The 23503-nt window shown below is 37.0% G+C and carries 20 protein-coding genes; 11 read left to right on the forward strand and 9 right to left on the reverse strand.

What is annotated here, in order from left to right; genetic code table 11:
• Positions 1-10 precede the first annotated feature (10 nt).
• The 6 genes from KHA93_RS15965 (at position 11) to KHA93_RS15990 (ending at position 5295) form a co-directional block, all read left to right on the forward strand.
• On the forward strand, positions 11-427 hold the full coding sequence (locus tag KHA93_RS15965) for a DUF2177 family protein (RefSeq protein ID WP_233711188.1): 417 nt from the start codon (positions 11-13) through the stop codon (positions 425-427).
• 23 nt (positions 428-450) lie between these two features.
• Positions 451-2235: a DAK2 domain-containing protein gene (locus KHA93_RS15970; RefSeq protein ID WP_213111644.1), complete on the forward strand. Its 1785-nt coding sequence runs from the start codon at positions 451-453 to the stop codon at positions 2233-2235.
• A 12-nt stretch (positions 2236-2247) separates the two neighbouring features.
• Positions 2248-3021: a DUF1295 domain-containing protein gene (locus KHA93_RS15975; protein ID WP_213111645.1), complete on the forward strand. Its 774-nt coding sequence runs from the start codon at positions 2248-2250 to the stop codon at positions 3019-3021.
• A gap of 284 nt (positions 3022-3305) precedes the next feature.
• Positions 3306-4208 carry a LysR family transcriptional regulator gene (locus tag KHA93_RS15980; RefSeq protein WP_233711189.1) on the forward strand — a complete coding sequence of 301 codons (903 nt, stop codon included), beginning with the start codon at positions 3306-3308 and terminating at the stop codon, positions 4206-4208.
• Positions 4209-4383: 175 nt separating this feature from the next.
• Positions 4384-4899, forward strand: a complete 516-nt coding sequence (locus KHA93_RS15985) for an acyl-CoA thioesterase (RefSeq protein WP_213111647.1) — start codon at positions 4384-4386, stop codon at positions 4897-4899.
• Between the two features lie 24 nt (positions 4900-4923).
• Positions 4924-5295, forward strand: a complete 372-nt coding sequence (locus KHA93_RS15990; protein WP_213111648.1) for a hypothetical protein — start codon at positions 4924-4926, stop codon at positions 5293-5295.
• A 292-nt stretch (positions 5296-5587) separates the two neighbouring features.
• On the opposite strand, the gene KHA93_RS15995 is transcribed toward KHA93_RS15990, so the two are convergent.
• Together KHA93_RS15995 and KHA93_RS16000 are read right to left on the reverse strand one after the other, a co-directional pair.
• Complete coding sequence (locus KHA93_RS15995) at positions 5588-6553, reverse strand: DUF4179 domain-containing protein (protein WP_213111649.1); 966 nt, start codon at positions 6551-6553, stop codon at positions 5588-5590.
• Complete coding sequence (locus KHA93_RS16000) at positions 6534-7073, reverse strand: sigma-70 family RNA polymerase sigma factor (RefSeq protein WP_213111650.1); 540 nt, start codon at positions 7071-7073, stop codon at positions 6534-6536. The genes KHA93_RS15995 and KHA93_RS16000 overlap by 20 nt, the downstream gene beginning before the upstream one ends.
• Positions 7074-7411: 338 nt before the next feature.
• On the opposite strand from KHA93_RS16000, the gene KHA93_RS16005 reads away from it, so the two are divergent.
• Positions 7412-7879: a hypothetical protein gene (locus tag KHA93_RS16005; protein ID WP_213111651.1), complete on the forward strand. Its 468-nt coding sequence runs from the start codon at positions 7412-7414 to the stop codon at positions 7877-7879.
• Between the two features lie 267 nt (positions 7880-8146).
• Here the strand turns inward: KHA93_RS16005 and KHA93_RS16010 are convergent, their stop codons facing one another.
• The 3 genes from KHA93_RS16010 to KHA93_RS16020 form a co-directional block, all read right to left on the reverse strand.
• Entirely contained in the window at positions 8147-10354 is a 2208-nt protein-coding gene (locus tag KHA93_RS16010; protein ID WP_213111652.1) for an ABC transporter ATP-binding protein, read from the reverse strand.
• A gap of 607 nt (positions 10355-10961) precedes the next feature.
• Positions 10962-11519 carry a DUF1854 domain-containing protein gene (locus KHA93_RS16015; RefSeq protein WP_213111653.1) on the reverse strand — a complete coding sequence of 186 codons (558 nt, stop codon included), beginning with the start codon at positions 11517-11519 and terminating at the stop codon, positions 10962-10964.
• A complete protein-coding gene (locus KHA93_RS16020; RefSeq protein WP_213112981.1) occupies positions 11520-13808 on the reverse strand; it encodes an ABC transporter ATP-binding protein in 2289 nt (762 codons plus the stop codon).
• A gap of 686 nt (positions 13809-14494) precedes the next feature.
• Here KHA93_RS16020 and KHA93_RS16025 point away from each other — a divergent pair.
• Both KHA93_RS16025 and KHA93_RS16030 read left to right on the forward strand, forming a co-directional pair.
• On the forward strand, positions 14495-15664 hold the full coding sequence (locus tag KHA93_RS16025) for a serine hydrolase domain-containing protein (RefSeq protein WP_213111654.1): 1170 nt from the start codon (positions 14495-14497) through the stop codon (positions 15662-15664).
• 354 nt (positions 15665-16018) lie between these two features.
• Positions 16019-17449 (forward strand): PQQ-dependent sugar dehydrogenase, encoded by a 1431-nt coding sequence (locus tag KHA93_RS16030; RefSeq protein ID WP_213111655.1) that lies wholly within the window; start codon positions 16019-16021, stop codon positions 17447-17449.
• Positions 17450-17801: 352 nt separating this feature from the next.
• On the opposite strand, the gene KHA93_RS16035 is transcribed toward KHA93_RS16030, so the two are convergent.
• The gene (locus KHA93_RS16035; RefSeq protein WP_213111656.1) at positions 17802-18128 is read right to left on the reverse strand and encodes a YnfA family protein; all 327 of its coding nucleotides are present in this window, start codon (positions 18126-18128) and stop codon (positions 17802-17804) included.
• A gap of 179 nt (positions 18129-18307) precedes the next feature.
• Positions 18308-18544: a DUF899 family protein gene (locus tag KHA93_RS16040; RefSeq protein WP_233711190.1), complete on the reverse strand. Its 237-nt coding sequence runs from the start codon at positions 18542-18544 to the stop codon at positions 18308-18310.
• Between the two features lie 866 nt (positions 18545-19410).
• Here KHA93_RS16040 and KHA93_RS16045 point away from each other — a divergent pair.
• Both KHA93_RS16045 and nspC read left to right on the forward strand, forming a co-directional pair.
• Positions 19411-20649, forward strand: a complete 1239-nt coding sequence (locus tag KHA93_RS16045; RefSeq protein ID WP_213111657.1) for a saccharopine dehydrogenase family protein — start codon at positions 19411-19413, stop codon at positions 20647-20649.
• A 1-nt stretch (position 20650) separates the two neighbouring features.
• Positions 20651-21778 carry a carboxynorspermidine decarboxylase gene (gene nspC / locus KHA93_RS16050; RefSeq protein WP_213111658.1) on the forward strand — a complete coding sequence of 376 codons (1128 nt, stop codon included), beginning with the start codon at positions 20651-20653 and terminating at the stop codon, positions 21776-21778.
• A 461-nt stretch (positions 21779-22239) separates the two neighbouring features.
• Here nspC and KHA93_RS16055 read toward each other — a convergent pair whose 3' ends face one another.
• Together KHA93_RS16055 and KHA93_RS16060 are read right to left on the reverse strand one after the other, a co-directional pair.
• Positions 22240-22449 carry a hypothetical protein gene (locus KHA93_RS16055; protein ID WP_213111659.1) on the reverse strand — a complete coding sequence of 70 codons (210 nt, stop codon included), beginning with the start codon at positions 22447-22449 and terminating at the stop codon, positions 22240-22242.
• A 348-nt stretch (positions 22450-22797) separates the two neighbouring features.
• Positions 22798-23211, reverse strand: coding sequence for a hypothetical protein (locus tag KHA93_RS16060; protein ID WP_213111660.1), 414 nt, complete (start codon positions 23209-23211; stop codon positions 22798-22800).
• Between the last annotated feature and the right edge of the window lie 292 nt (positions 23212-23503).

Consider the following 23503-nt stretch of genomic DNA (forward strand, 5'->3'; position numbering starts at 1 on the left):
AAAATTAGAGATGAATAGATGGAGTATGCATTTTATTAATACCTATTTGGTCACGCTTATTGTTTTTTTCCTTATAGACATCCTTTGGTTAGGGTTTTTCGCAAAAAATATGTATCAAGAAAAACTCGGTTTTTTGTTAAAGACTAACGTCAATTGGACGGCTGCTATTCCTTTTTATCTGCTGTTTATTGCTGGAATGATCTTCTTTGTTATCAATCCAGCGCTAGCTAAAAACAGCGCATTATATGCACTTATTATCGGTGGCTTTTTCGGACTTATCACCTATGCCACTTATGATATGACCAACTTAGCCACATTAAAAAACTGGCCGCTTTCCATCACAATATTGGATATTAGTTGGGGAACTTTTCTATGTGCAATCACGTCTTTCATTAGTTTTTTCACTGTTAGAACTTTAATAAAATAATTTTAATAACGGAGTGACGATCAATGGTTGGACCATTTATCGATAGCGAGAAAATATATTATACGTTTCGATCAGGAGCAAGTGCCGTCATTCAACATAAGCGGGAATTGAACAACATCAATGTATTCCCCGTACCTGACGGCGATACAGGAACAAACTTGGCCTTTACAATGAACGCTATTCTTTCAGAAGCGAAAGTTGGCAACTCTGCTAAGGAAACGATGTATTCCATTGCAGAAGCGGCTTTGACAGGGGCAAGAGGTAATTCCGGTATTATATTCGCACAATTTATGAATGGAATCTATATGGCGTTAGAAGAGCAAAAGGACATTTCCATCGTTGCTTTTTCAAGCGCAGCAAAAAAAGCCATATCATACGCCTATCAAGCGGTTACGAATCCTATAGAAGGAACGATGTTAAGCGTAATGAAAGCTTGGACGGAATCACTTTATACACTTAAAGATCAAGCTGCCGATTTTGCGCAATTATTCCATGCTTCACTACAAGTTGCATTTGAGGCTTTAATGAATACTCCTAATCAATTGAAAGTATTGAAAGAGGCTTCTGTAGTAGATTCTGGAGCGAAAGGATTTATACATTTCCTTGAGGGCGCCACTCAATATTTAACTACCTTGGAAATGAATGAAGTAGCTATTTCCGCATCAGAAGCAGATTATCGTCCCGCCGTTCACCAACTTGATCATATAGATCTAACATACCGCTATTGTACAGAGGCGCTACTTGAAGGGGACGGCCTTGATTTAGAAAAGATAAAGCATTCGTTGCTGGACTTAGGAGATTCACTCATTGTTGCTGGAAGTGCAACGAAAGCAAAAGTTCATCTTCATACGAATTCACCATCTCTATTGTTTGATAGATTAAGAGGGTACGGGAAAATTATTAGTCAAAAAGCAGACGATATGGTTAGGCAGTATGAAACTGTTCATACAAGAAAACACAAAATTGCTCTCGTAACAGATTCAATTGCTGATTTACCACAATCGATTATGGACTATCACCAGATTCATATGCTGCCTTTAAATCTCATTATTGACGACAGTAGCTATTTGGATAAAACAACAATTAGTCCATCATATCTCTATCAATTCATGGATGACGGGGAGAATTACCCAACATCCTCTCAACCAACAAGAAAAGCAGCCAAAAGTTTTTTACAATTTCTTGAGGCCCACTATGAATCGATTATCGTTATCACTGTTTCCCAGCAAATGAGCGGAACATACGATACTTTTATGAAAGCAGCCAGAGCGATTGGTTTAGACAAAAATAAAATTGCTATTATTGATTCGAAACTAAATTCAGTTGCCCAAGGGTTAGTCGTATTAAAAGCAGCCGAGGAAATTGATTCTGGAAAACATTTTGAAGAAGTAATAGAACTCGTGGAACAGACTGTTCAAAATACAAAAATATTTGTAAGTGTTAACACCCTAAAATACATGGTGCGTTCAGGCAGGGTGAAAAAGTTGCAAGGCTTCGCTGCTAAACTTTTCAACTTAAAACCTGTTGTATCGATTGATGATCATGGCGAAGGAATGGTAATTGGAAAGGCGTTAAGTGTAAAAGGAAATACAAAAAAAATACAATCGTTGGTCTCAGAAATGATGAAGACAAAAACAATTGTCAACTATGCGATCGTTCATGCAGATGCAGAGGATAGAGCTCAACAATATGAAGGGATTTTCACTGCATTAATTGGAAGAAAGCCTAAATACACGACTGAGATTTCATCCATCGTGGCCATGAATGCAGGAATCGGATGCGTAGCTATTGCAATAATTACAGAATAAGGAGGTTGCTATATGGAAAATGTTTATATTGGTACATTGATCTCACTTCTTATCTTTTTTTCACTTGTATTTGTCATTGCTCAAGTGAAGAAAAATAATAGTTTGGTAGATATTGCTTGGGGATTAGGATATGTCATTGCCGCCCTTTACAGCTATATCGTGTCAGAGTTCAAAACCGATCGCGCTACACTGATCACGATCCTTGTTATTTTATGGGGCGTTCGTTTAGCGTACTATTTATTTCAACGAAACTGGAATATGCCAGAGGACTATCGATATGTTAATATGCGAAAGCGCTGGGGCACCCGATTTGTTTACGTCAAAATGTTTCTTAATGTATACATTTTACAATTAGTACTATTATTTATCATTGCTCAGCCTATTTTGATTACTAGCCAATCAGCAAGTGAAGGATTAGGTGTATTAGATTATATCGGATTAGGATTGTGGATCATAGGCTACTTTTTCGAAGTAGTAGGCGATCATCAACTAAAAAAGTTCAAAAGCAAGCCTGAAAACAAAGGCAAATTGATGACAAGCGGCTTATGGAAATACACACGCCACCCAAATTATTTTGGCGAAGCAACACTTTGGTGGGGGATCTTCCTTATCTCATTTTCCTCTCCAAATGGATGGGCAGGCATCTTCAGTCCAATCATTATTACCTTACTCCTCTCGTTTGTTTCTGGAGTACCACTATTAGAAAAAAGGTTTAAAGATCATCCAGACTTTGAGGCATATTCACATCGTACGAGTAAATTTATCCCACTGCCTCCAAAACAATAAGTTTCTATAAGGAGTAGGCATATGCTTCTCCTTTTTACATTTCTCAAATATCACTGATCTTATAGTATAATTCCATCGAAGAATTCTTAAGACAGATAGTAATTCTGCAAAAAACTTCTGACCTTATTTTGGAGTTCAAAAATCTTCTTATTTTAATATACATCACTCGATTACCGTTCTTCCGTAGGCTTAGATATAAAATTCAACTAATTTTTCCTATCTTCCAGCTTATGATAAACTGGTTAAAATTGATTTTTTTCTTCATTTTAAAGGTGTTGAGTAAATTGAAAACGACATACTTAGAGTACTTTATTGAAGTAGCTCGAACTAGCAGTTTTACTGAGGCTGCTGAAAACCTGTACATAACACAACCCGCTCTAAGCAGAATCATAAAATCATTGGAGGATGAATTAGGCACTCCTCTTTTTGTCCGTGCTCGAAAAAAGCTAATCCTGACCGATGCAGGTCATGTCCTAAACAAACATGCCCACATCATAGTGAAGCAAGTGGATTTGCTTAAAACGGAGCTTGGCAATTTGCTTACTCCGAAAAAAGGACATATTCGCATCGGGTTGCCTACCATTACTAATTCGTTCTTTTTTTCCAAGCTCCTCGCTTCCTTCCATCATGAGTACCCCGACGTGACGTTTCAATTAGAAGAAGATGGGTCGAAAGTAATTGAGGAAAAGATTATCGACAATCGACTAGATATAGGGGTCATCGTTCTTCCTGATGATCATAGTCGGCTTGATTACTTTTCGTTTATTAATGAGACTTTAAAGCTTGTTGTTCCTTCCTCCCATCCTCTCGTAAAAAAAGAGGAAGTAACACTAGATGAACTAAAAAAAGAGAAATTCATTATGTTTAATCAAGATTTTGAGCTAAGAAATTTAATTTTAGCCGCATGTAAGGAATCCAGTTTCCAACCTAACATTATCTCAGAAACATCACAATTAGATTTTATTGAAGAAATGGTCGCTTCTAATCTTGGCATTACACTGTTGCCGGAAAGTACATGTGCTGAATTAACAAGCCATTTACATACTATTACCATTGCCAATCCAACGATTGAATGGAATCTGGCACTTGTATGGAAAAAAGATGCGTACTTATCTCAGATTGCCAAGGAATTTATCCGCTTTGCTAAATCAAAGCTCACAAATCTTAATGATAGCAGTTCACCATAAGCTTTCCTTTTAGGGAGCTTTTTTATTTTCCCCTAACCGCTTTCATGTTAATTCGTTATGAACCCTATGTTTGATTGGCATTGTACATTCTTAATCAACAGAACTATAATTGCCGATGTGAAACGTTACATCACCATATTTTCGAAAAACACTTTAATAAAAGGGTGATATCTTCATGAAAGCAAAAAAAATGAAAGAAACACGCGTTGTTCAAACCGACCAAGTTCTAATCAATGATTTGAACAATTATCATACATTATTCGGCGGAGTCTTAATGAAAAAGATGGACGCCTGTGCAACTTTATCTGCTCGCAGACACTCGAGGGTGAAGGAGTGTGTTACCGCCTCAACTGATTCCGTCAATTTTATTGAGCCAATCAGACAAAGTGATTCCGTTTGTATCGAATCATTTGTAAGTTATACAGGAAAAACATCGATGGAGATTTTCTGCAAGGTCATTGCCGAAGATTTAGAAACAGGCAAACGCAGAATCGCTACTACAGCTTTCCTCACGTTCGTTCCACTCGATGAAAATAAAAAACCGATTGAAGTACCGGGTATTATTCCAGAAACCGAAGAGGAAAAATATCTTTTTGAAACCGGAAAAGAACGTGAAAAAATAAGGAAGTTGAAAAGGCAACAAAATAAGGAACTTGTATCCAATCTTGTATTGGATAAGCCTTGGGATTAACCATTTCTTGAAAGGAGAAATAACATGCTTGTAGCACCATGCTTAAACGAATTATTAAACACTAAGCAGGAAATTGAAAAATTAAATCAAACAAAACCGACTTTATATCGAAAGTTCATCAACGTCATCCAGCTTACTCGACAGCTACAATATGGCTATCAATTCATGGGCGCCTTGCTTATGGATGAAGATCCAAGTAATTTTTATCCATCATCTCAAGACGATTATGTATTGTCTGTTTATAAACAGGAAATTGAGAAATTAAAAAACGACAGCCGATTCCAAGAACTAAAACAAATCTTAGTCAAATATCGGGAAATAAGCTACGTAAATATAAGTAAATTGGCACTAGGCACTAACCCAAGAGTATTAGTTGGACCAACTTTGATTCGCTAATTAGGTATTCCCTATGAATAGGAAATACTATTATATAAATCCAAAAATCCTAGAGACTTTCTTTGGGATTTTTTTTGTTAATAGGACATTTTTTGCTACCTTCCTTTTATTAACACTTTTTATATTGATTTTTGAGTTTAATGGTGTTCACGTTCCATAGCATCAGAGATAATATTGGAAATCTTGCTCCCCGCTCGATAAAACATTTAAAAAGGAACGATTCTCGAGAATCGTCCCTGATTGTGAAGTAATCATTTTCTAATACTATTTATTGAAAGAATATTCTCTTCCCTTACTTATCTTGCACATTAACCATTAGCGGCTCTAACTCTGTATCTACCCCCTCTATTCTATAAATAGGGCAGATCACTAAATATTTTGTATCACCTATTCCTGTTTCAAATACAGCCGATTCAGAACCATGAGTTCGATGAGTATCTTCGGCTAATTCATTTCCTTTATCATCCATAATTTTAAAATTTAAATAATCATCAGGAATACTTGTTGTATAATCCAATCGTATATTCGTTTCACCAAGTACGATTGATTCCAATGTAAAGGAATACTTTTCATCTTGAGATGTATTGTTTTCAATTGTGAATGTTTTTAACGGAAGGTGGGTTACTGGAATATCAAATTGCCATGTACCTTCTACATCTCCCATTTTCGTGAAAGTAATCGGAACGGTAAAATCTTTCGGAAGCTGTTTATCCGGATATTGCATCTCAATTGCAGACACATAATAATCATCAACCTTTTGTAGACCCTCACCACTTCCGGTCCAGTTATATTTCATTCCGTCTTTTTCATATAGATAGAAATCATAATCATTATATAGATCTTTACTCTCAAAACCTTTCAAACTTTCTCCATCCGTTTTAAAGGTAATGCCTATATAAACCCCATCATAATAAACACTCGTTAACGTAACATTCACACCGTTGTTTGAAACTGTTTGATTCACTTCGGTTACTAAGTTTTTCGCTTCCAGATTTTTTCCCATATTTAAATGAAGGGATTCATAAATGGATCCTATTACTGGAACACTTGCCAATACTTTTGTTATTGGAGAAAATATGAAGCCTGAAACTAATATCAGAGAAGCTGCCATTGATACAATTGATAATGCCTTAAATGCGTTCTTTTTATATTTCTTTCGCTTTCTTCCTTTTTCAATACCTTTATCGATTGCTGAAAATAGTTCATCCACTGGTACTTCAATATTTTCCATTTTTACATTAAACGATATTTTGTTCATAATGGTTGTCTCCTTCCAATATCTTTTTCAATTCAATCTTGGCGCGTCGGAGGTAGGACTTCACTGTTCCTTCAGGTTTGTCCATCATCGTTGCAATCTTATGTATAGGTAAATCATGGTAATAGAATAAGATGATGGCCGTTTTATCATTTTCATTTAAAATATTTAGTGCATCAGCAAGATCGATGTTCTGATGAATTTCAATTACCTTGTGGTCCTGCAAATTAACTAAAGACTCATAATCAATCGTGGTTAATTTCCTATTTTTCTCTAGTATTCGATATGCAGTTCGAATCAATATTTTAATAATCCAGGTACTGAAGTATTCCGGGTTTTTCAAACTGCCAATTGATTTATAAGCTTTATAGACTGTTTCTTGGACAACATCTAAAGCATCTTCTTTATTCCCTACATACAAAAAGGCAGTTCTATATAATTTACTGCTCTCTTGTTTTAGTAATAATTCAAATGCTTGTTCATCACCTTTTATGGCATTTTTTACAATATCTATATTTTCCATATCGATATCTCCTTTCACATTATTAGAGCATCATCCTTTAGGAAAAGTTTAAAAAACTTTTAATTATTTTTATATGTACTTTATTTAGCTTAAGAAAAAGGCGCTGTTTCTACTAAGAGCAATCGCCGCTTACTCAATAGATGTTGAATAAGTTTTCCTTAATTACACCATAAGATTTAATCAAACAAAATAACACAAAGGTAAAATAAATTACGGGAACAAAAAACTTTTTTAATATATCAAAAAGCATAAAAGTGATAATAAAATGAAATCGATTACATTATTTCGGATTAAATAATAAAGGAGAGATTTACATAAAGAGGAAAAGATATATTTATATGTTCATTGTTTTATTGTTCATCATTTTTTTGATTTGGTACCATATGCCAATACATATTAATAAGTCAGTTTCCCTTAGTACTTTAGATGGTAGTAAACAGGCTGAGGCTAAAATTGATGTTGCTTGGCATAGATACCTCTTTAGTCCAACTGAATTAAAAGGCACCATTACGTTAGACGGTACTGAATATGTAAGTATCAATAAATTATTAAAGGTGGAATATGGAAATGGTTTTTTTGATCAACTATCAGGTAAGTTTCGAAATGTGAGACTTGTTGTAGATTTTGTTATTCCACAAAAAAATATGGCTGAACCCACTAAAGGTGACATAAGAATTAGTGTAGGGGACAAATTTGAAACCATATTTTTGATAGTATCTAAAGACGGTGAAGATCTATATGAATTTTACGGACCTGCCAAAACATCCGAAGAAGTTCATAAAGTACTAGAAAGAATGAAAAAATAAAAAACTTTTATTAATATACGGGGTGTGGCATTTATGATGAGAAAGATGTTCTTCTTATTATTTTCAGTATAATCTCCTAAATATTTATAAAGGTCATCTATGTTTCGCTATTAAATCATTAATATTTGGATAAAATCACTTTATAATCGAATTATTAAATTAATACATAGTATGTAAGCATCTGAGATATCTTATTACCGAAATATCCCATAAAAAAAGACAAAACGGCCACCAATACACTCGGTGACCGTTTATAACGTTTTTCATCTAACCTGTTTTCGCTTTAGCTTTCGTCATATTCCGCTGGGCCATAATCAAGCCATAATAGATTCCCTGTTTTTGCATCAGTTCTTGATGAGTTCCAACTTCTGCTATTTTGCCTTTCTCAAGGACAAAAAGTCGGTCAGCGTTCTTAAGTGTCGAAAGCCTGTGGGCGATTGCTATCGTTGTTCGGTTTTTCGTGATCCGTTGTAATGCTTCCTGAATCGCTGTTTCAGTGTCAATATCAAGAGAGGCAGTCGCTTCATCCAATATTAAGATGCGTGGATTATGGAGTATCGCTCTAGCAATCGTAATTCGTTGACGCTCTCCTCCCGATATATTATTGCCGTTTTCTTCTAATCTTGTATCATATCCATCAGGTAATCTAATAATAAATTCATGGGCGTTCGCTATCCTAGCCGCCTGAATAACCTCTTCCATCGTTGCGTCTGGCTTGGAATATCGTATATTTTCCATAATGGAGCCTCTGAACAGCATTGTTTCCTGGAGAACAACCCCTACTTGTGATCGAAGAACTTCCTGCTTAATCGTCCTAATGTCGATTCCATCTATTAATATCTGCCCTTCGTTAACATCATAGAAGCGAGAGACTAAATTAATAAATGTTGATTTTCCTGAACCGGAATGCCCGACTAGACCAATCATTTCTCCCGGCTTAATCTCAACATTAATATCCTTTAGTACAGGTTGATACGACTTATAACCAAATGTTACATCGTTAAATTGAATCGTACCATGGATAGAATGCTGTACGGATGTATCCTTATCTAAAATCTCCGGATCTTCATCGATTACTGAAAAAATACGGTCAATAGCAATTACTGCATTTGCGACCCACCTTGGCATGTTCATCATCCAGGCTAGAGGTCCAAAAATCATACTTGCATACCCTGTAAATTGGACAAGCTCACCAAGGTTGAGATTGCCTTTTAGAATCATATTACACCCTACTAATAAAACAAAATAAGTACTAATTTGGAGTAAATACGTTGAGATAGGTGTTAACACAGCATATACTTTTTCCGCTTTAAAGGCTGCTGCCGCATAATCCGTATTATATTGTCTAAATCGCTTTATTTCGCGCTCTTCCTTACCAAATGTTTTGACGACTCTAATTCCACTTAGTACGTCATGAAGATAAGAGTTCGCTTTATCAAATATCCTCCATTGCTTTGTGAAGAGTCTTCTGACAATCACCCGCCACGTCATAAACTGCAAATAGGCTACGAACGGTGCAGGCAATAGCACAATTAAGGCTAAGCGCCAGTCTGTCATTAATAGAAGAATCGTCACCGCTATGAGCATGATCATCTGATAGATTGCCGTTGTGAAGACCTCTTCAATTAGCCTTCTAATTCGATTCGTGTCGGATGTGACGCGGTTCATCAGGTCGCCTGCTCTTTGGGATGTTAAAAAGCCAAGCGAAAGATTTTGTATTTTTTCATAGACAAGCTTTCTTAAATCTGCAGCGATCGTCGAACCTACTGAAGCCATGACACGACCTTTTGCTACATTTAAAAGTTCTCCACCAACTAGCGAAAAAAGGATTCCGCCTATAGCAATAAAAAACATAGGCAAGCTTGGACTCTGTCCTTCCAGTGGCTGAAGTGATGAGTTAACAAGCAACTTTTGAAAATAAGGGCCTAATAAAGTGATAGCTGAAGTAATAAATAAAATAACTAACCCTAAAACAAGCATTCGCCAGTGTGATTTAGACACACCTAAAAGCCTTTTTAATACTGCCGCTTTATTCATACATTTAGGACAAACTCTTGTAGCTTGATGCAGCCTGTTACCACAATTCGAGCATACTCGTTCTTCTTCCTCATTGTAGATCCGAATTTCACTTTTCGAAGCCATGTAGTTTAATATTTGTGCAATATAGGAAAAGCGAGCCACATGTTCCATAGATACCCTTACAATGATTCGTTTCCCAAGCTCGTCAGCCGCTTCAAGGATGGCATTTCCAATGAGCGGAACCACTTTGTAATCGTGCGCTTCCTCTATAAGGCCACTTTCTTTTACTTTTCCGGCTTCAACATAAGCCCACTTTTCATCACCAATCACAAAGTATCCTAACGTTCTTCGTCCAGTAAGAGATAGATCGGCAGGCACACAATAAAGAATTCGTTCCCCTATCTCTTCATGAACAGCTAACCGATCTTCATTTGAAAGTTCATAGTTTAAGTTCATAATAGCTCCCTTATAAAAAATGGCTCTTAAACATGGATGTTGATTTCCGCTGAAGGCGCTTGCTTTCCGAGGGCGGCTCGGGAGCCTCCTCGTCGTTATGCACCTGTGGGGTCTCCCGTTACCCGTTTTTCCCGCAGCAGTCTCGTGCCTTCCACTTCAATCAACAGTGTTAAAAAATTAGCAATTACTTTTACTAAAAACATCAATGTCGCCTATTTGTATATTAGCGGGCGTCTTGACTTTTCCTCATCCAGCTACAGCGCTTATCGACTAGCAAACTTCTTGTCCTTCTCCCTACGATAAGTCAACATCGACTCGTCCCTCGTCGTGTCTCCTTTATCTCAGTCGAAGTCCCTGAAGTTTGTACGTCGATGAGCAAAGCGCTTCCGCTTTTCCCTGTCTAGCTTTGGCTCCTAACGCCTAGCGAACGAGCCTTTCCCTTCCCTAGGATAAGTCAACATCGGCTCGTTCCACGCCGTGTTTCCTTTATCTCAGTACGGGAAAAGTCTCCCGGTTCGTACGGCGCTGCGACGCACAGGATGTGCTAGTGCAGGCGTTGCCACAGGACGTGGCGCTCTTAGCCTGCTAAGTCGCCTTCCGCTTTTCCTTACCCCATTAACATTTCGACCATTCGGTATTCTTTTTCTGTTAAGGCGTTTAGGTCTTTAATGATAAAGCGGTTTCCGTCTACGTCTGTAATTAACACTCTATTTGCCGTAACGGCTGTGACGTTCCCTCTGCCGGAACGTACGGTAAAATAGCAGTTTCCGGAACTGGTTTCTGTATCCCAATAGGAATAACCGAATTCCTCGTTTATTTTATTTATTGTTGTAATTTCTGGAGCGAAATAGCGCAAGTTGATATGTTCTTCCAGCAAGGTTACGGTGTCACTTTGGAACTCATCCAAAGATTCGATCATGCCAATTTCTTCATTTTCACCCGTTCTAACTGAAATAAATATTCTATTGTTTTTATGTGGAAAAGAGCAGTGTAAATAGACTGCTGGATGGACTTCCCCATCCACGTGAACGGTCAACATATGTCCTTCCGTCTCCAAAAAAACTGCATTATCCCTCGTTAAATATTTCATTTTAGCCGCTTCCGCTAGGTCCGATTTCGTTTCGACTAGTTCGGGACCACTGAGTTCGATATCAAGCTTTGTCATTTATATCACCTCTTTCATCTTCAAGGCTTCTTCATGTTTTTTCACCATGCCAGCATATTTCTCATCTTTATTCATAAGCTCTTCATGGGTTCCGTCCTCTACGACCTTCCCATTTTCCATTACGTATAAATAGTCGGCATTTCGCAATGTCGATAATCGATGAGCAATTGCGATCGTCGTTCTTCCCTTCGCTAGTGATTCTAGCGCTTCCTGGATTTGTAACTCTGTCTTCGTGTCTAGTGAGGCAGTAGCTTCATCCAATATTAAAATTCTTGGATCGTGTAAAATTGCTCTTGCAATTGAGATTCGTTGCTTTTCACCACCAGACAAACTGTATCCCCCAGTGCCAACGACCGTATCATAGCCGTCTGGAAGATTTTCGATAAAGTCATGGGCGTTCGCAATCTTAGCTGCATAAATAATATCTTCAAGTGAGCAATCCGGATTTGCATAAGCAATGTTTTCCGCGATTGTTCCTATAAAAACATACACTTCCTGAGAAACAATCCCTATATTTCTTCGTATCGTATCCGCTGATAAATCTTTTACATTTATCCCATCAATCTTTATTTCACCTTCATTAACATCGTAAAGTCTTGAAATTAAGTTCACGAGTGTGGATTTACCAGCTCCAGAAGGTCCGACAATTCCAATCATCTGCCCTTGTTCCGCAACGAGCGATACATCCTGCAGTATCGGCTTATTCGGTTCGTAATTAAAGTGAATGTTGGATATCGTGATGTCCCCTCTAAGCTTCTCCAAATGTAGAGCATCTTCTTTTTCGGTAACTTCCGGAACAGCATCCTGAATTTCAAATATCCGCTGTGCCGCTGACATACAGTAAGACCACCATCCAGCAATGTTATTCATGAATTGGATAGGGCCAAATAGCATGTAAATATACGTAATGAATGTCATGATTTCCCCGAAAGTCATTTCTCCACCCATTACTCTCCAACCACCAAAGGCCCAGATCAATACCCCACCTATTTGGGTTAACATATTAATGATAGGAAAAATAGTGCTGCTCGTTTTGTTAAATTTTTGTTCAGCATTAGAAAAAGAAACATTCGCTCCCTGAAAACGCTTGATTTCTACTTTTTCTTTACCAAATGCTTTCACTATTCTTGCGCTACGTACCGTGTCACTAATAATGGAGTTCATAGCGCTTGCCCTTCTATGCCTTTTCCATGACATACGCCATAATTTTGGAAAAACCCAGCGAATCAATAGAATGACAAAAGGCAACGGAATCAAACAAATGAGTGTAAGTTTCCAATCCATTACAAGAAGTATTGCTGTAACCCCGATGATATTGATCGCGTTCACAACAAAATACGGAATACCGTCAACAAAGAAAAATTGTAGCTCATTCGCATCGTCGTTTACTCTCGTCATCAATTGTCCTGTTTGTCTTTTTTGAAAAAATGATAGAGACAACCTCTGCATAGAAGTAAAAATATTCGACTTCAAATCGAATACAATATTTGCGGCCATACGGGCATTTATTACACCAAATAATATTCCAAAAACAAGTGACAATGTTCTGAAAACGATGATAATCAGTATGACGAGGGCAATTTTTCCAGCAAATTGACCAGTACCTCCTAGTGCTTGGTCAAATAATACAGTACCTTGGAAATAGGGAATAACGAGCCCGGCTGCCGAATTTAGTAACATGAAAAAGATAATGAAGAAAATAGACCATTTATGGTTCGCTGTAAATCCTAACAATCTTACAAAGATAGCACCCTTCTTTAGACATTTCGGGCATACTTGACGGCCTTGTTCGGGATAAATCATCCCACATTTTGGGCAGGCACTTTTATTTGTTTCGTCCTCCTCATGTATTTCAATCGTTTCATTGTTTTTTAGTTTTGTTATAGTAGATACAAATTTAGTTGCATCGCCCATGTATCCATTTGTTATGCCCGCAACTGCCCTTTCTTCGGGAGCCTTTATGACAATGAGTCCGGAGGCAACAAGGTTTACAGTGTAAGCACTCTCAATTTCTTCAAGCATAAACTGGTCTACATAGAATTTGTCCGTTTCTATAAAACTAAAACTCTTCTTTTTCTTGTCAACAACCTGATAACCTTTAAAAACTTTTTCTTTTTTCTTATATTCATCATTTGATAATCGATAAAGCGAATCGTTCGTAAGGATCAAATATGTATCAACAAAACCACCATCAATGCCCCGGTCACAGTACATCCAATCAATAATATCCTCTTTTAATAAACCTTTTTTCGACAATAATGTTTTAAGTTCTTCAGGAAACTTTTTCATCCTTTTCAATCATGCACCTCACACAGAACAAGGTGTCCGTTACCTCATTCACTTTCATAATTTTACCAGTCCCTTTAAAATACCACATATCAGCTATTAAGTTGAGCTATTCGCTACTAAAGTATGAGATTTCTAACTACCACCCCATCGCTTAGTTATTTTCTGGCTTCTCCTGTCGCCCTCGTTTGAAAGAAGAATGGTTTAATTCTTTAGTTTGCGTTAATGTCTCGACAAGCATATTGGATATGCTATTCATGCCATTAGCAATTCATTGGTGTATTTTATCCTAGAGAATGTAGAGAGTTCTTTTTTCTTTTGAATCGAGGAGCATTAAAGCGTTTGGGGACATTGGATAAGTCCTACATGAAGATGAAAATACTGTGCTATCATCAGCCATATATGTAGACCTACAGCATTAAGTATGGAAGAAACATTTGCCAGTAGCATACTGTACTTTCCATTAAGCTAAAACAACTGCAGCTCAATGATTTGATTGCGAAAGTATCTTTAAATCGAGAATACTTCCTTTATTTTACCAATTATGCATCAATTGTAGAACAAAAAATGTTGAACCATCCTTTTACGGATGAAGAAAGAAGAAATATCATTTTTAACAAGAAAATAAAGGGTTTTATATTTGCAAAAACGAACATGTAAGAAACCAACAAAAAAGGAGTGAGATGGCATTGAGTCGCTTAGAATCAAAGCTTAAACCGCTTTTAAGAAGTTTTGTTGATAATGGACCGCCGGGCTGTGCACTTTCCGTATCCCGCAATGGTGAAATAATCTTTGAAGACTATGTCGGATTAGCAGACATTGATTCAAAAAAAGAGATAGACCCGGATACGATTTACCGAATTTTTTCCATGACCAAAGTTGTTACATGTACGGCTGCCCTGATGTTGTTTGAAAGAGGATTATTTTTATTGAATGACCCTTTAGAGGAATATCTTCCGGAATTCAAAGATCCTCTCGTTTATCGTACTAATGGTCAAGGTGAATTATATACATCACCTGCTACAAGATCGATTACGGTTAAGGATCTTTTTACGATGACATCAGGTTTAACTTATCCCGGAGAGGCTAACGAAACAGAGCGCCAAGTTGCTAAAGTGATGCAAGAGTTATATCAAAAAGATAGACTAGGCGAGAGATTATCGAATAGAGCTGTCGCAAAATCATTAGCTTCCATTCCGTTCGCTTTTGATCCAGGGACGAAATGGCACTACGGATTAAGCCATGATGTATTGGGCGCTTTCATTGAAGTCATCACAGGTAAGAGCTTTGGACAATTTTTACAAGATGAAATTTTTGAACCGTTACATATGAAAGATACATTTTTTCGCATACCTAAAGAGAAGCGAGACCGCCTTTCTAGCAACTATACATGGGATGAGAATGGCATGTTAAGAAAAAACACAGAAATGGATACGCATATTCAACCTGATGCAAAATTTGAAAGCGGTGGCGGTGGCCTACTTTCGACACTAAGTGATTACAGCCGATTTGCACAGATGTTGGCAAATGGCGGAGAGCTAGATGGCGAGCGAATCATTGGCAGAAAAACTATTGATCTTATGTCTTCAAATCATCTAACACCAGAAAACAGCCATAATTATAATTGGGGTTATCTTTCAGGATATGGGTACGGCTTAGGTGTTAGAACTTTAGTAGATCCGGCAATAGGAGGAATCAATAGTTCCATTGGAGAGTTTGGATGGTCAGGATTATTAGGAACCTGGGTATTGATCGATCCCAAAGAAAATCTATCCGCTGTGTATATGCAACAAATGCTTCCTAACTTAGAAGCTTACCATCAACCTAGATTAAGAGCGGTCATTTACGGTGAAATCTAGTAAAAGTCAAAACCTTATTTAGTAATGCTTTAAATAAGGTTTTACTCTCATTTTGCTAATTTTTTCTATAGATAGTTGTTACAGCACACTGGAGCAGCGTTAGAGAGATGCAAATAAAAACGTAAGAGCCAGATTTATCTGTATTCAATAGATAAATTGGGCTTTTTTTCGTTACTCCATTAAATTGCACGATTATGAAAGATCTTTTTGAAGATAAGCATCCGTTTACTTTAAATGATTAATTCACAATATCATTAAGTAAATTCCCAAATTTCCCGACCCTAATTTGATACTAACAGAGCAGTTGTCGTCATATTCTTATAAAGAAAACAATAAGAAGGAGTGTATAGTTAGTTGAAAAAAGTTAAGGTAAGCTTACGGCCAATTGTAAATAATATAAATTTACCCACCGTAATGAAAACAGCTCTCCTTCCGGGTGACTCAATTGAAAGATTATTCATTGCAACTCAGTTAGGAGAGATCTTTTACATAGGAGACTCAAGTTTAAGGATATTTTTAGATATTCGCTCACGAATCATAAAACTAGGTACTTCTGAACCAGGTGTTGCTGGTGGTGGATATGATGAACGGGGATTGCTAGGACTAGCGTTTCATCCGGAATTTTATTATAACGGTCTGTTTTATCTTCATTATTCAGCAGCTGGAACACAAGGTCCAGGTGCTCTTTCTGAACATTTTAAGCCTGACCCGTGTGATCTCAAAACATTAAACCTAAGGTGGCTAAATCGAGAAACTAAATATAATCATATTGATACAATTGAAGAATGGTTTTTACAAGCGAATGGCCAACCTCAAAAACGACGAACATTACTTAACTTAAGAAGACCATTTTTTAATCATAATGGTGTCAATAGCTTAAACTTTTCACCTGAATCAGGAAAACTTGTTTTAACAACCGGAGATGGTGGAGCAGGTTATGATCCATTTAATTTAAGTCAGGATGATATGGAAATCGCCGGTAAAATAATTGAAATTGATGTAAGTAAAAATACATTTATCAATAATCCGCCCGTAGTCACACGTTTTGATGAACTCCCAGCACCTATCCAGGAAACGCTTACAGTCATTGCCAAAGGGGTTCGTAATATACCTGGAATTTCATTTCAAAGGTTTTATAATCAGTATATTAAATATGTGGGAAATGTCGGGCAGGATTTAGTAGAGTCGATTTTTTCATTCGGTCAATATAAACCAATACCGGTAACTCAGCTTATACAAGCTTCTTCAATGAAATCCGAACTTGACCAAGAAGGAATCATTAACTTTGGCTGGCGAGGGTGGGAGGGTGCTTTTCCTACATCGACTATAAAGAACTGCCCTACTAATCAGGCTTTGGACGAGAAAACAATTGCTTATTACAATGAAGCAATTAACACTTTAGTAAAGCGTCTTCAGCCTTTAACTAGTTATTTTCACAAAGATAATCGCCCTGATAAGTTTGGAGGAACTGCACTTACAGGAGTCCAAGCCTATATGGGGAATGGAATCCCCGATTTAACAGGAAGCGTTGTGTTTACCGATCTTGCCCGGGATAAAGAATCCCAATCTCCGGTTAGAGGGGTTTTAGCTTATACGAGGGTAAGAACAGATTGTAAACTAAATGATTTTAGTGTTATTGAAACCGATTATAATTTCGGTTCTCAATCAGCTTATTATGTTAGTTTGGGAACGAATCTGGATCAAACTAGACTATATTTAGGGGTTTATGGCTCTATGAAAGTGACTGATCTTAACCAAGGTACTATTTTTGAAATTATTCCATGATTTATAACTATAAGATTAGACTTAATACTAGATAAATCTCTTTCTTAGTTATAATTGAATCGAAATATACAACAAACAAGAGAGCAATCATGTTCCCTCGTTTGTTTATTTTTCCGGAAATGTAAAAGCCAAACTCCCTGATTTAATATTATGGGCCTGTCCACGTGCGTCATCTTTAAAGAAGTGATATCCCATACTCCTTATACATGATTTTTACTGTATTGGAGCTTAAGTACAATTCTTCACAATCATCACCATAGTTTTAACATAAATATTCCACAACATGGCCATTTACAAAAAGAAAGAGCGACATTCTTATTCTAGAATTGCTCCCTTTACTTGAAGAAAACTTTTAATGGCGGGGTGCAAACAACATCAATGAAACACCTACTAAACATATACCAGCACCCACCCAATCGTATAGATCAGGAGTTTTTTTATCAATACCCCATCCCCATAATACAGAGAGAACAATAAAAACTCCTCCATAGGCTGCATATACTCTACCGAATGATGGGAATGTTTGAAATGTAGCAATAACACCGTATAATGCCAAAGCTATTCCTCCGAAAACACCCCAATAAAATGGCTTTCCTTCTCTTAGCCATAGCCAAATAAGATAACCTCCACCAATCTCGGCAAGTCCTGCAAGTATAAATAATACAATTGCATAAATCATTTAATCTACACCACCTCTAGTACCTAATTAACATGGTAATTATAACGTATCCCTTTAGTGGGAAAAGTATTTTATTAATTCTTTCCGGATAGGTAGCTTCATATAGTAAAGCAGGCATAGTTCTTCAGATTCACCGAATAACTAACCGAAACGTATCTTCTGAACAAGCTCGTCCTTGGTCAAGTAGTTGTATTCGATCGGAGCGACGGATTCGTCCAGCGTAGCAGAAAATCATAGCTAAAGTCGCTATCGAAGGACGAGTACCAAATAATGCTCCAACCCATGCGTTCCTTGTAGTGTTGGAGCTTAGAAAGTGGAGCACGTGATACCAGAGCCAGTGACGTGTTTCGAGCATGCAGGTGGGCGAGATGGCCGATATTGTCCGCAGCGAGCAAGCTGGACAACCTGCTTCCCATCAGAATCGAACATAAAGGAAATGTTTCTAGCAATGTAGAAGAAGTCCATATTAATTGTGTGTGATAGGTTTAAGAAAACAAAATAGAATAAAGATTGGCTAATTATTCACTTCGGATAATTTTCTATATGAAACTCTAAACAAATCTGCAATTTCACAAATTTGATTTTCACATTGCATAATTCATTCCTTCGTGATTTTGATACAAAATACAATAAAAGTGGAACTAAAAGAAACAGTTCTGTTCATGAATTTTTTAGCGTGTCAGATTTTGAAATAAATCACTTGAAAATCCTACTAATAAAAGTTTTCCACTTGAAAAAAATTTTTTAATTTTCCTATTGATATTTTTACAACATGTTGTTAATCTAAAAAAGAATTATTTTGGAAAGCTGCTATTCAATATCTAGAGTCTTTCCAAGCAGATAATGTTTTGACCACTTCCAAAAGAAGTTAAGGCCATACGGACAGCCGGGTCAAATGCCGATTGGCGACTTTCGTTGCCTTATTGATTGAGTTAAAAGCTCAACTTTTATAAGTTGGTTACTTTACAACCAGTGCATATGCACACAACTTGTGAAACGGTCAATAAGAGTGGTAAAAGTAATTATTTGCTATATAGACTCTGATCCTATGATGATATATTGAATAGTAAAAAGCTCTCTACCATATTGATTTTTATGGAAGATGTATACGTATGGCTTTTGGACATAGGTGTACTTGTGTCTTTTTAATATTTGATATTGTATCTTAAGCAAGTGTTGTGCGCAGTAATGCGTCATTTCACTTGCTTTTTTGTCGTTTCGCAACTGTAGGGATAAATCTCTCTTAGTACCACCAAATCTATTTAGTAAGGGGAGTAATAAAATGGGAAAAGCGCTTATTATCGGTTGTGGTGGAGTGGCATCTGTTGCTATTCACAAATGTGTTCAAAACAGTGAGGTATTTGAGGAAATTTGTATCGCAAGTCGTACAAAATCAAAATGTGATGCTTTAAAAGCGAAACTAGATGGCGGCAAAACGAAGATTACAACTGCACAAGTTGATGCAGATAATGTAGATGAGTTAATTGCTTTAATCGAAGAAGTTAAACCAGATATCGTTATGAACTTGGCTTTGCCATATCAAGATTTAACAATCATGGATGCTTGTTTAGCAACAAAAGTTAACTATTTAGATACAGCTAACTATGAGCCGGAAGATACGGCAAAATTTGAATATAAATGGCAATGGGAATACCGCGAGCGCTTTGAAAAAGCTGGGATTACAGCTCTTTTAGGCAGCGGCTTTGACCCTGGTGTAACAGGTGTATTTTCAGCCCATGCTCTAAAACATCATTTTGATGAAATTGAATATATCGATATTCTAGACTGCAACGCTGGCGACCACGGGTATCCTTTTGCGACAAACTTCAACCCTGAAATCAATATTCGTGAAGTTTCCGCAAACGGAAGATATTGGGAAAAAGGCGAGTGGATCGAAACAAAGCCAATGGAAATCAAACGTGTTTATAACTTCCCTGAAGTTGGCGAGAAAGATATGTATTTGTTGTACCACGAAGAGTTGGAATCTCTTGCTGTAAACATCCCTGGTATTAAGCGCATCCGTTTCTTTATGACATTTGGCCAAAGCTACCTTTCACACTTAAAATGTCTTGAAAATGTCGGAATGACTTCCATCGAACCAATTGAATTCGAAGGAAAACAAATTATTCCACTTCAATTCTTGAAAGCAGTATTACCAGATCCAGCTTCCCTTGGACCACGCACAAAAGGTAAAACAAACATCGGCTGTATTTTTAGAGGTAAAAAAGACGGAAAAGAAAAAACGTATTATGTGTACAATGTTTGTAACCATGAAGAATGCTACAAAGAAGTAGGTTCTCAAGCAGTTTCCTATACAACAGGCGTTCCTGCCATGATCGGGGCGATGATGTTGATGACTGGAAAATGGAACAAACCAGGTGTATACAATATTGAAGAATTTGATCCAGATCCATTCATGGAAGCATTGAATACTTGGGGACTTCCATGGAAAGAAGACTTTAATCCAGTGCTAGTCGACGATGAGTCTGTGAAAGAAAAAGAACTGGAGCTCGTTCGATAAGATGCGCTTTGAAGAACTACCAACACCTTGTTATATAGTCGATGAAGATCTACTTGAAAAAAATCTAAAAGTACTAAGTGGAGTTAAGGAACGTACAGGATCCAAGATTATTTTGGCTCAAAAAGCATTTTCAATGTTTAAACTGTATCCTTTGATCGGAAAGTATTTAAATGGTGCGACCGCAAGTGGCTTATACGAAGCTCGTCTTGGATACGAAGAAATGGGAAAAGAAAATCACGTCTTTTCCCCTGCGTATCGCGAGGATGAAATAGATGAAATCATAGACATCTGTGACCATATCATCTTTAATTCCTTCTCACAGGTGGAGAAATTTAAAGATAGAGTTCTTCAAGCAGGTAAAAAAGTGGGATTGCGCATCAACCCTGAATGCTCCACACAAATCGGGCATGCCATCTATGATCCTTGTGCACCTGGTTCAAGATTCGGTGTAAAACAAGAGCATTTCCGTCCTGATTTGCTAGAAGGTGTTTCAGGGCTGCATTTCCACACACTTTGCCAGCAAGACGCTGACGATTTAGAAACGACCCTTAACGCAGTGGAAGAAAAGTTTGGACCATGGCTATCACAAATGGAATGGATCAACTTTGGCGGCGGCCACCATATTACAAGAGAAGATTACGATATTCCATTACTTGAAAAATGCATTAAGAGAATGCAAGACAAGTATGGTTTAGAAGTATATCTCGAACCTGGGGAAGCCGTTGCACTGAATGCTGGATTCCTTGTAACGACGGTACTTGATACACTTGAAAACGGAATGGAGATTGCCATTCTTGATACGTCGGCTACTTGTCATATGCCGGACGTATTAGAAATGCCGTATCGCCCTCCGCTTCAAGCATCAGGGGAAGTTGGCGAAAAGCCATTCACGTATCGTCTTGGCGGACAAACATGTCTTGCTGGTGATATAATCGGAGACTATTCATTTGATCAGCCATTAAAAGGTGGAGACCGACTTGTTTTCGAAGACATGGCGATCTATTCTATGGTGAAAAACACCACTTTCAATGGCATGGCATTACCAACCATTGTAGTAAAAGATAAAAGTGGAGATTACCAGGTCGTGCATGAGTTTGGGTATCAGGATTTTAAGATGAGGTTGGCTTAGTATTCATATGATATTTACAGCAATGAAGAGGTACGGTCTTGAACGTGTGGCTTACCTAATTGATTAATTTTTTTTGAACCAGATTCCAGTAAGGAATCTGGTTTTTACTATTTAATAGTAATTTTTTTAGTATATATTGTCACTATCTAAACCACATATCCAATTTATCCCTGTTCAATTTGTTTGAGGTGCGTATCCTGTTAGCTTAATGGAACGGAAATGAAGGTTGAAAAGCTTTCTTTCTGGGTTTAACCTTTTTTTATCTAAACTACTGCTACGTTAGTGTAACAACAAAAAAAGCTCTACTCCTTATTGAAGTAAAGCCCGTTAGCTTTTCAAGGTAATAACCTTATTCTTTTATTCTTAGCTGTCTCATAAGTTCTTTGAGTGACGTAGCATAAGAGTCTTCAAACGCCACTTCTCTTTAATAAAAATCTGCACTACGTAACTCGCAATACGAATTAGCGTGACGCTTTTGGCGGTTGGCACACTTCACATTTACGTTGGTGATTATTTTTAAATTTCGTAAATGTTTTTTCAAAGTTGCTACCACATGCACATTTAAATAGTAACTTTTGAGAAAAACCGTGATATTCCGTCGTTAGCAACGTACTTTCCGAATTATGTTCAACAAATTCTTTAATTTTACCAATCGTCCATCGTTTATTCATTCTTTTACACCTCTATATTTTATCGCTAGGCGGAGGCTTTTCTTGGCATCCGTTCAATTATAGTAAAAGTCGTAATTATCCTAAGTTCCTCATTATAACATGAGCTGGTACACAATAAAACAGATGGAAGGTATCTTATTAAACAAACTGCTCTTTAGTTTAAATACATTTTTTTACATTCTAACTTTAAGGTCTTATCAAACTTTGCTTCAAATTATCAATCTTTATATTAAAGCCATACATGTGATCAAATTGTAGTAAAATCTTTTTGCAAAACGAAGAGAAAGAGCAAGTTTGAAAAAAGATTGATCAAAACATGCTCTACAAATATACTATTTGATTACTTTTTTATAAAAAAGTTTGATTGCTTTTCACCTGTGTTGTTCGACCTTTTCTGGAAGATCCCCAAGAAGCATATCCTTTTGATAAGAAATAAGAAATAATTATTAGGATTGCCAGGATACCATCAATTAGTCCGATAAATCCAGCACCTTCGGCATTATCCCTCACGAGAACTAAGGCAAAGACTGCCATACCAAGTTTGTGAAATATTACTAGTTCCCATATTCCAGTATAACGAGTCGGGTTGAAGGCTAATAATGTTAAAATACCTGCAAAGACAATAAAACCCAGCAATCTCCACAGCTCAACGATCTTATGATTTATTGAGGCTGTGACAACATTTTCAAAACCGCTGATAAAAGCAACGATTGCACTTAAAGCACAAAATAACATGATCCATCGAGCAATTTTTACTGCCATTGAACTACTCCTTTTTAAATCGAATACAGTGCATAAGTTTATGTTCAACATCCATTACTACAATTCCTCCGTACTACTCTACAATGTAGCATTATTTTTACTCATCAGTTCCTTAATCCACTTTTCAGCTTCAGTATTCCTTCCTCTTTACTAAAAAAACCCGCTTTAGATAATAAAACCAAACGGTGATACTTTTTTTATTAACTGTGATTGTTGTGGAGGAATAGGCCATTGTTAATTACCCAGCGAATCAGGTGTTCCAGTGTTCTTGCGGTTTATAATAACTGCCCTT

Source organism: Lederbergia citrisecunda, from assembly GCF_018343695.1.
Lineage (GTDB): Bacteria > Bacillota > Bacilli > Bacillales > Bacillaceae_C > Lederbergia > Lederbergia citrisecunda.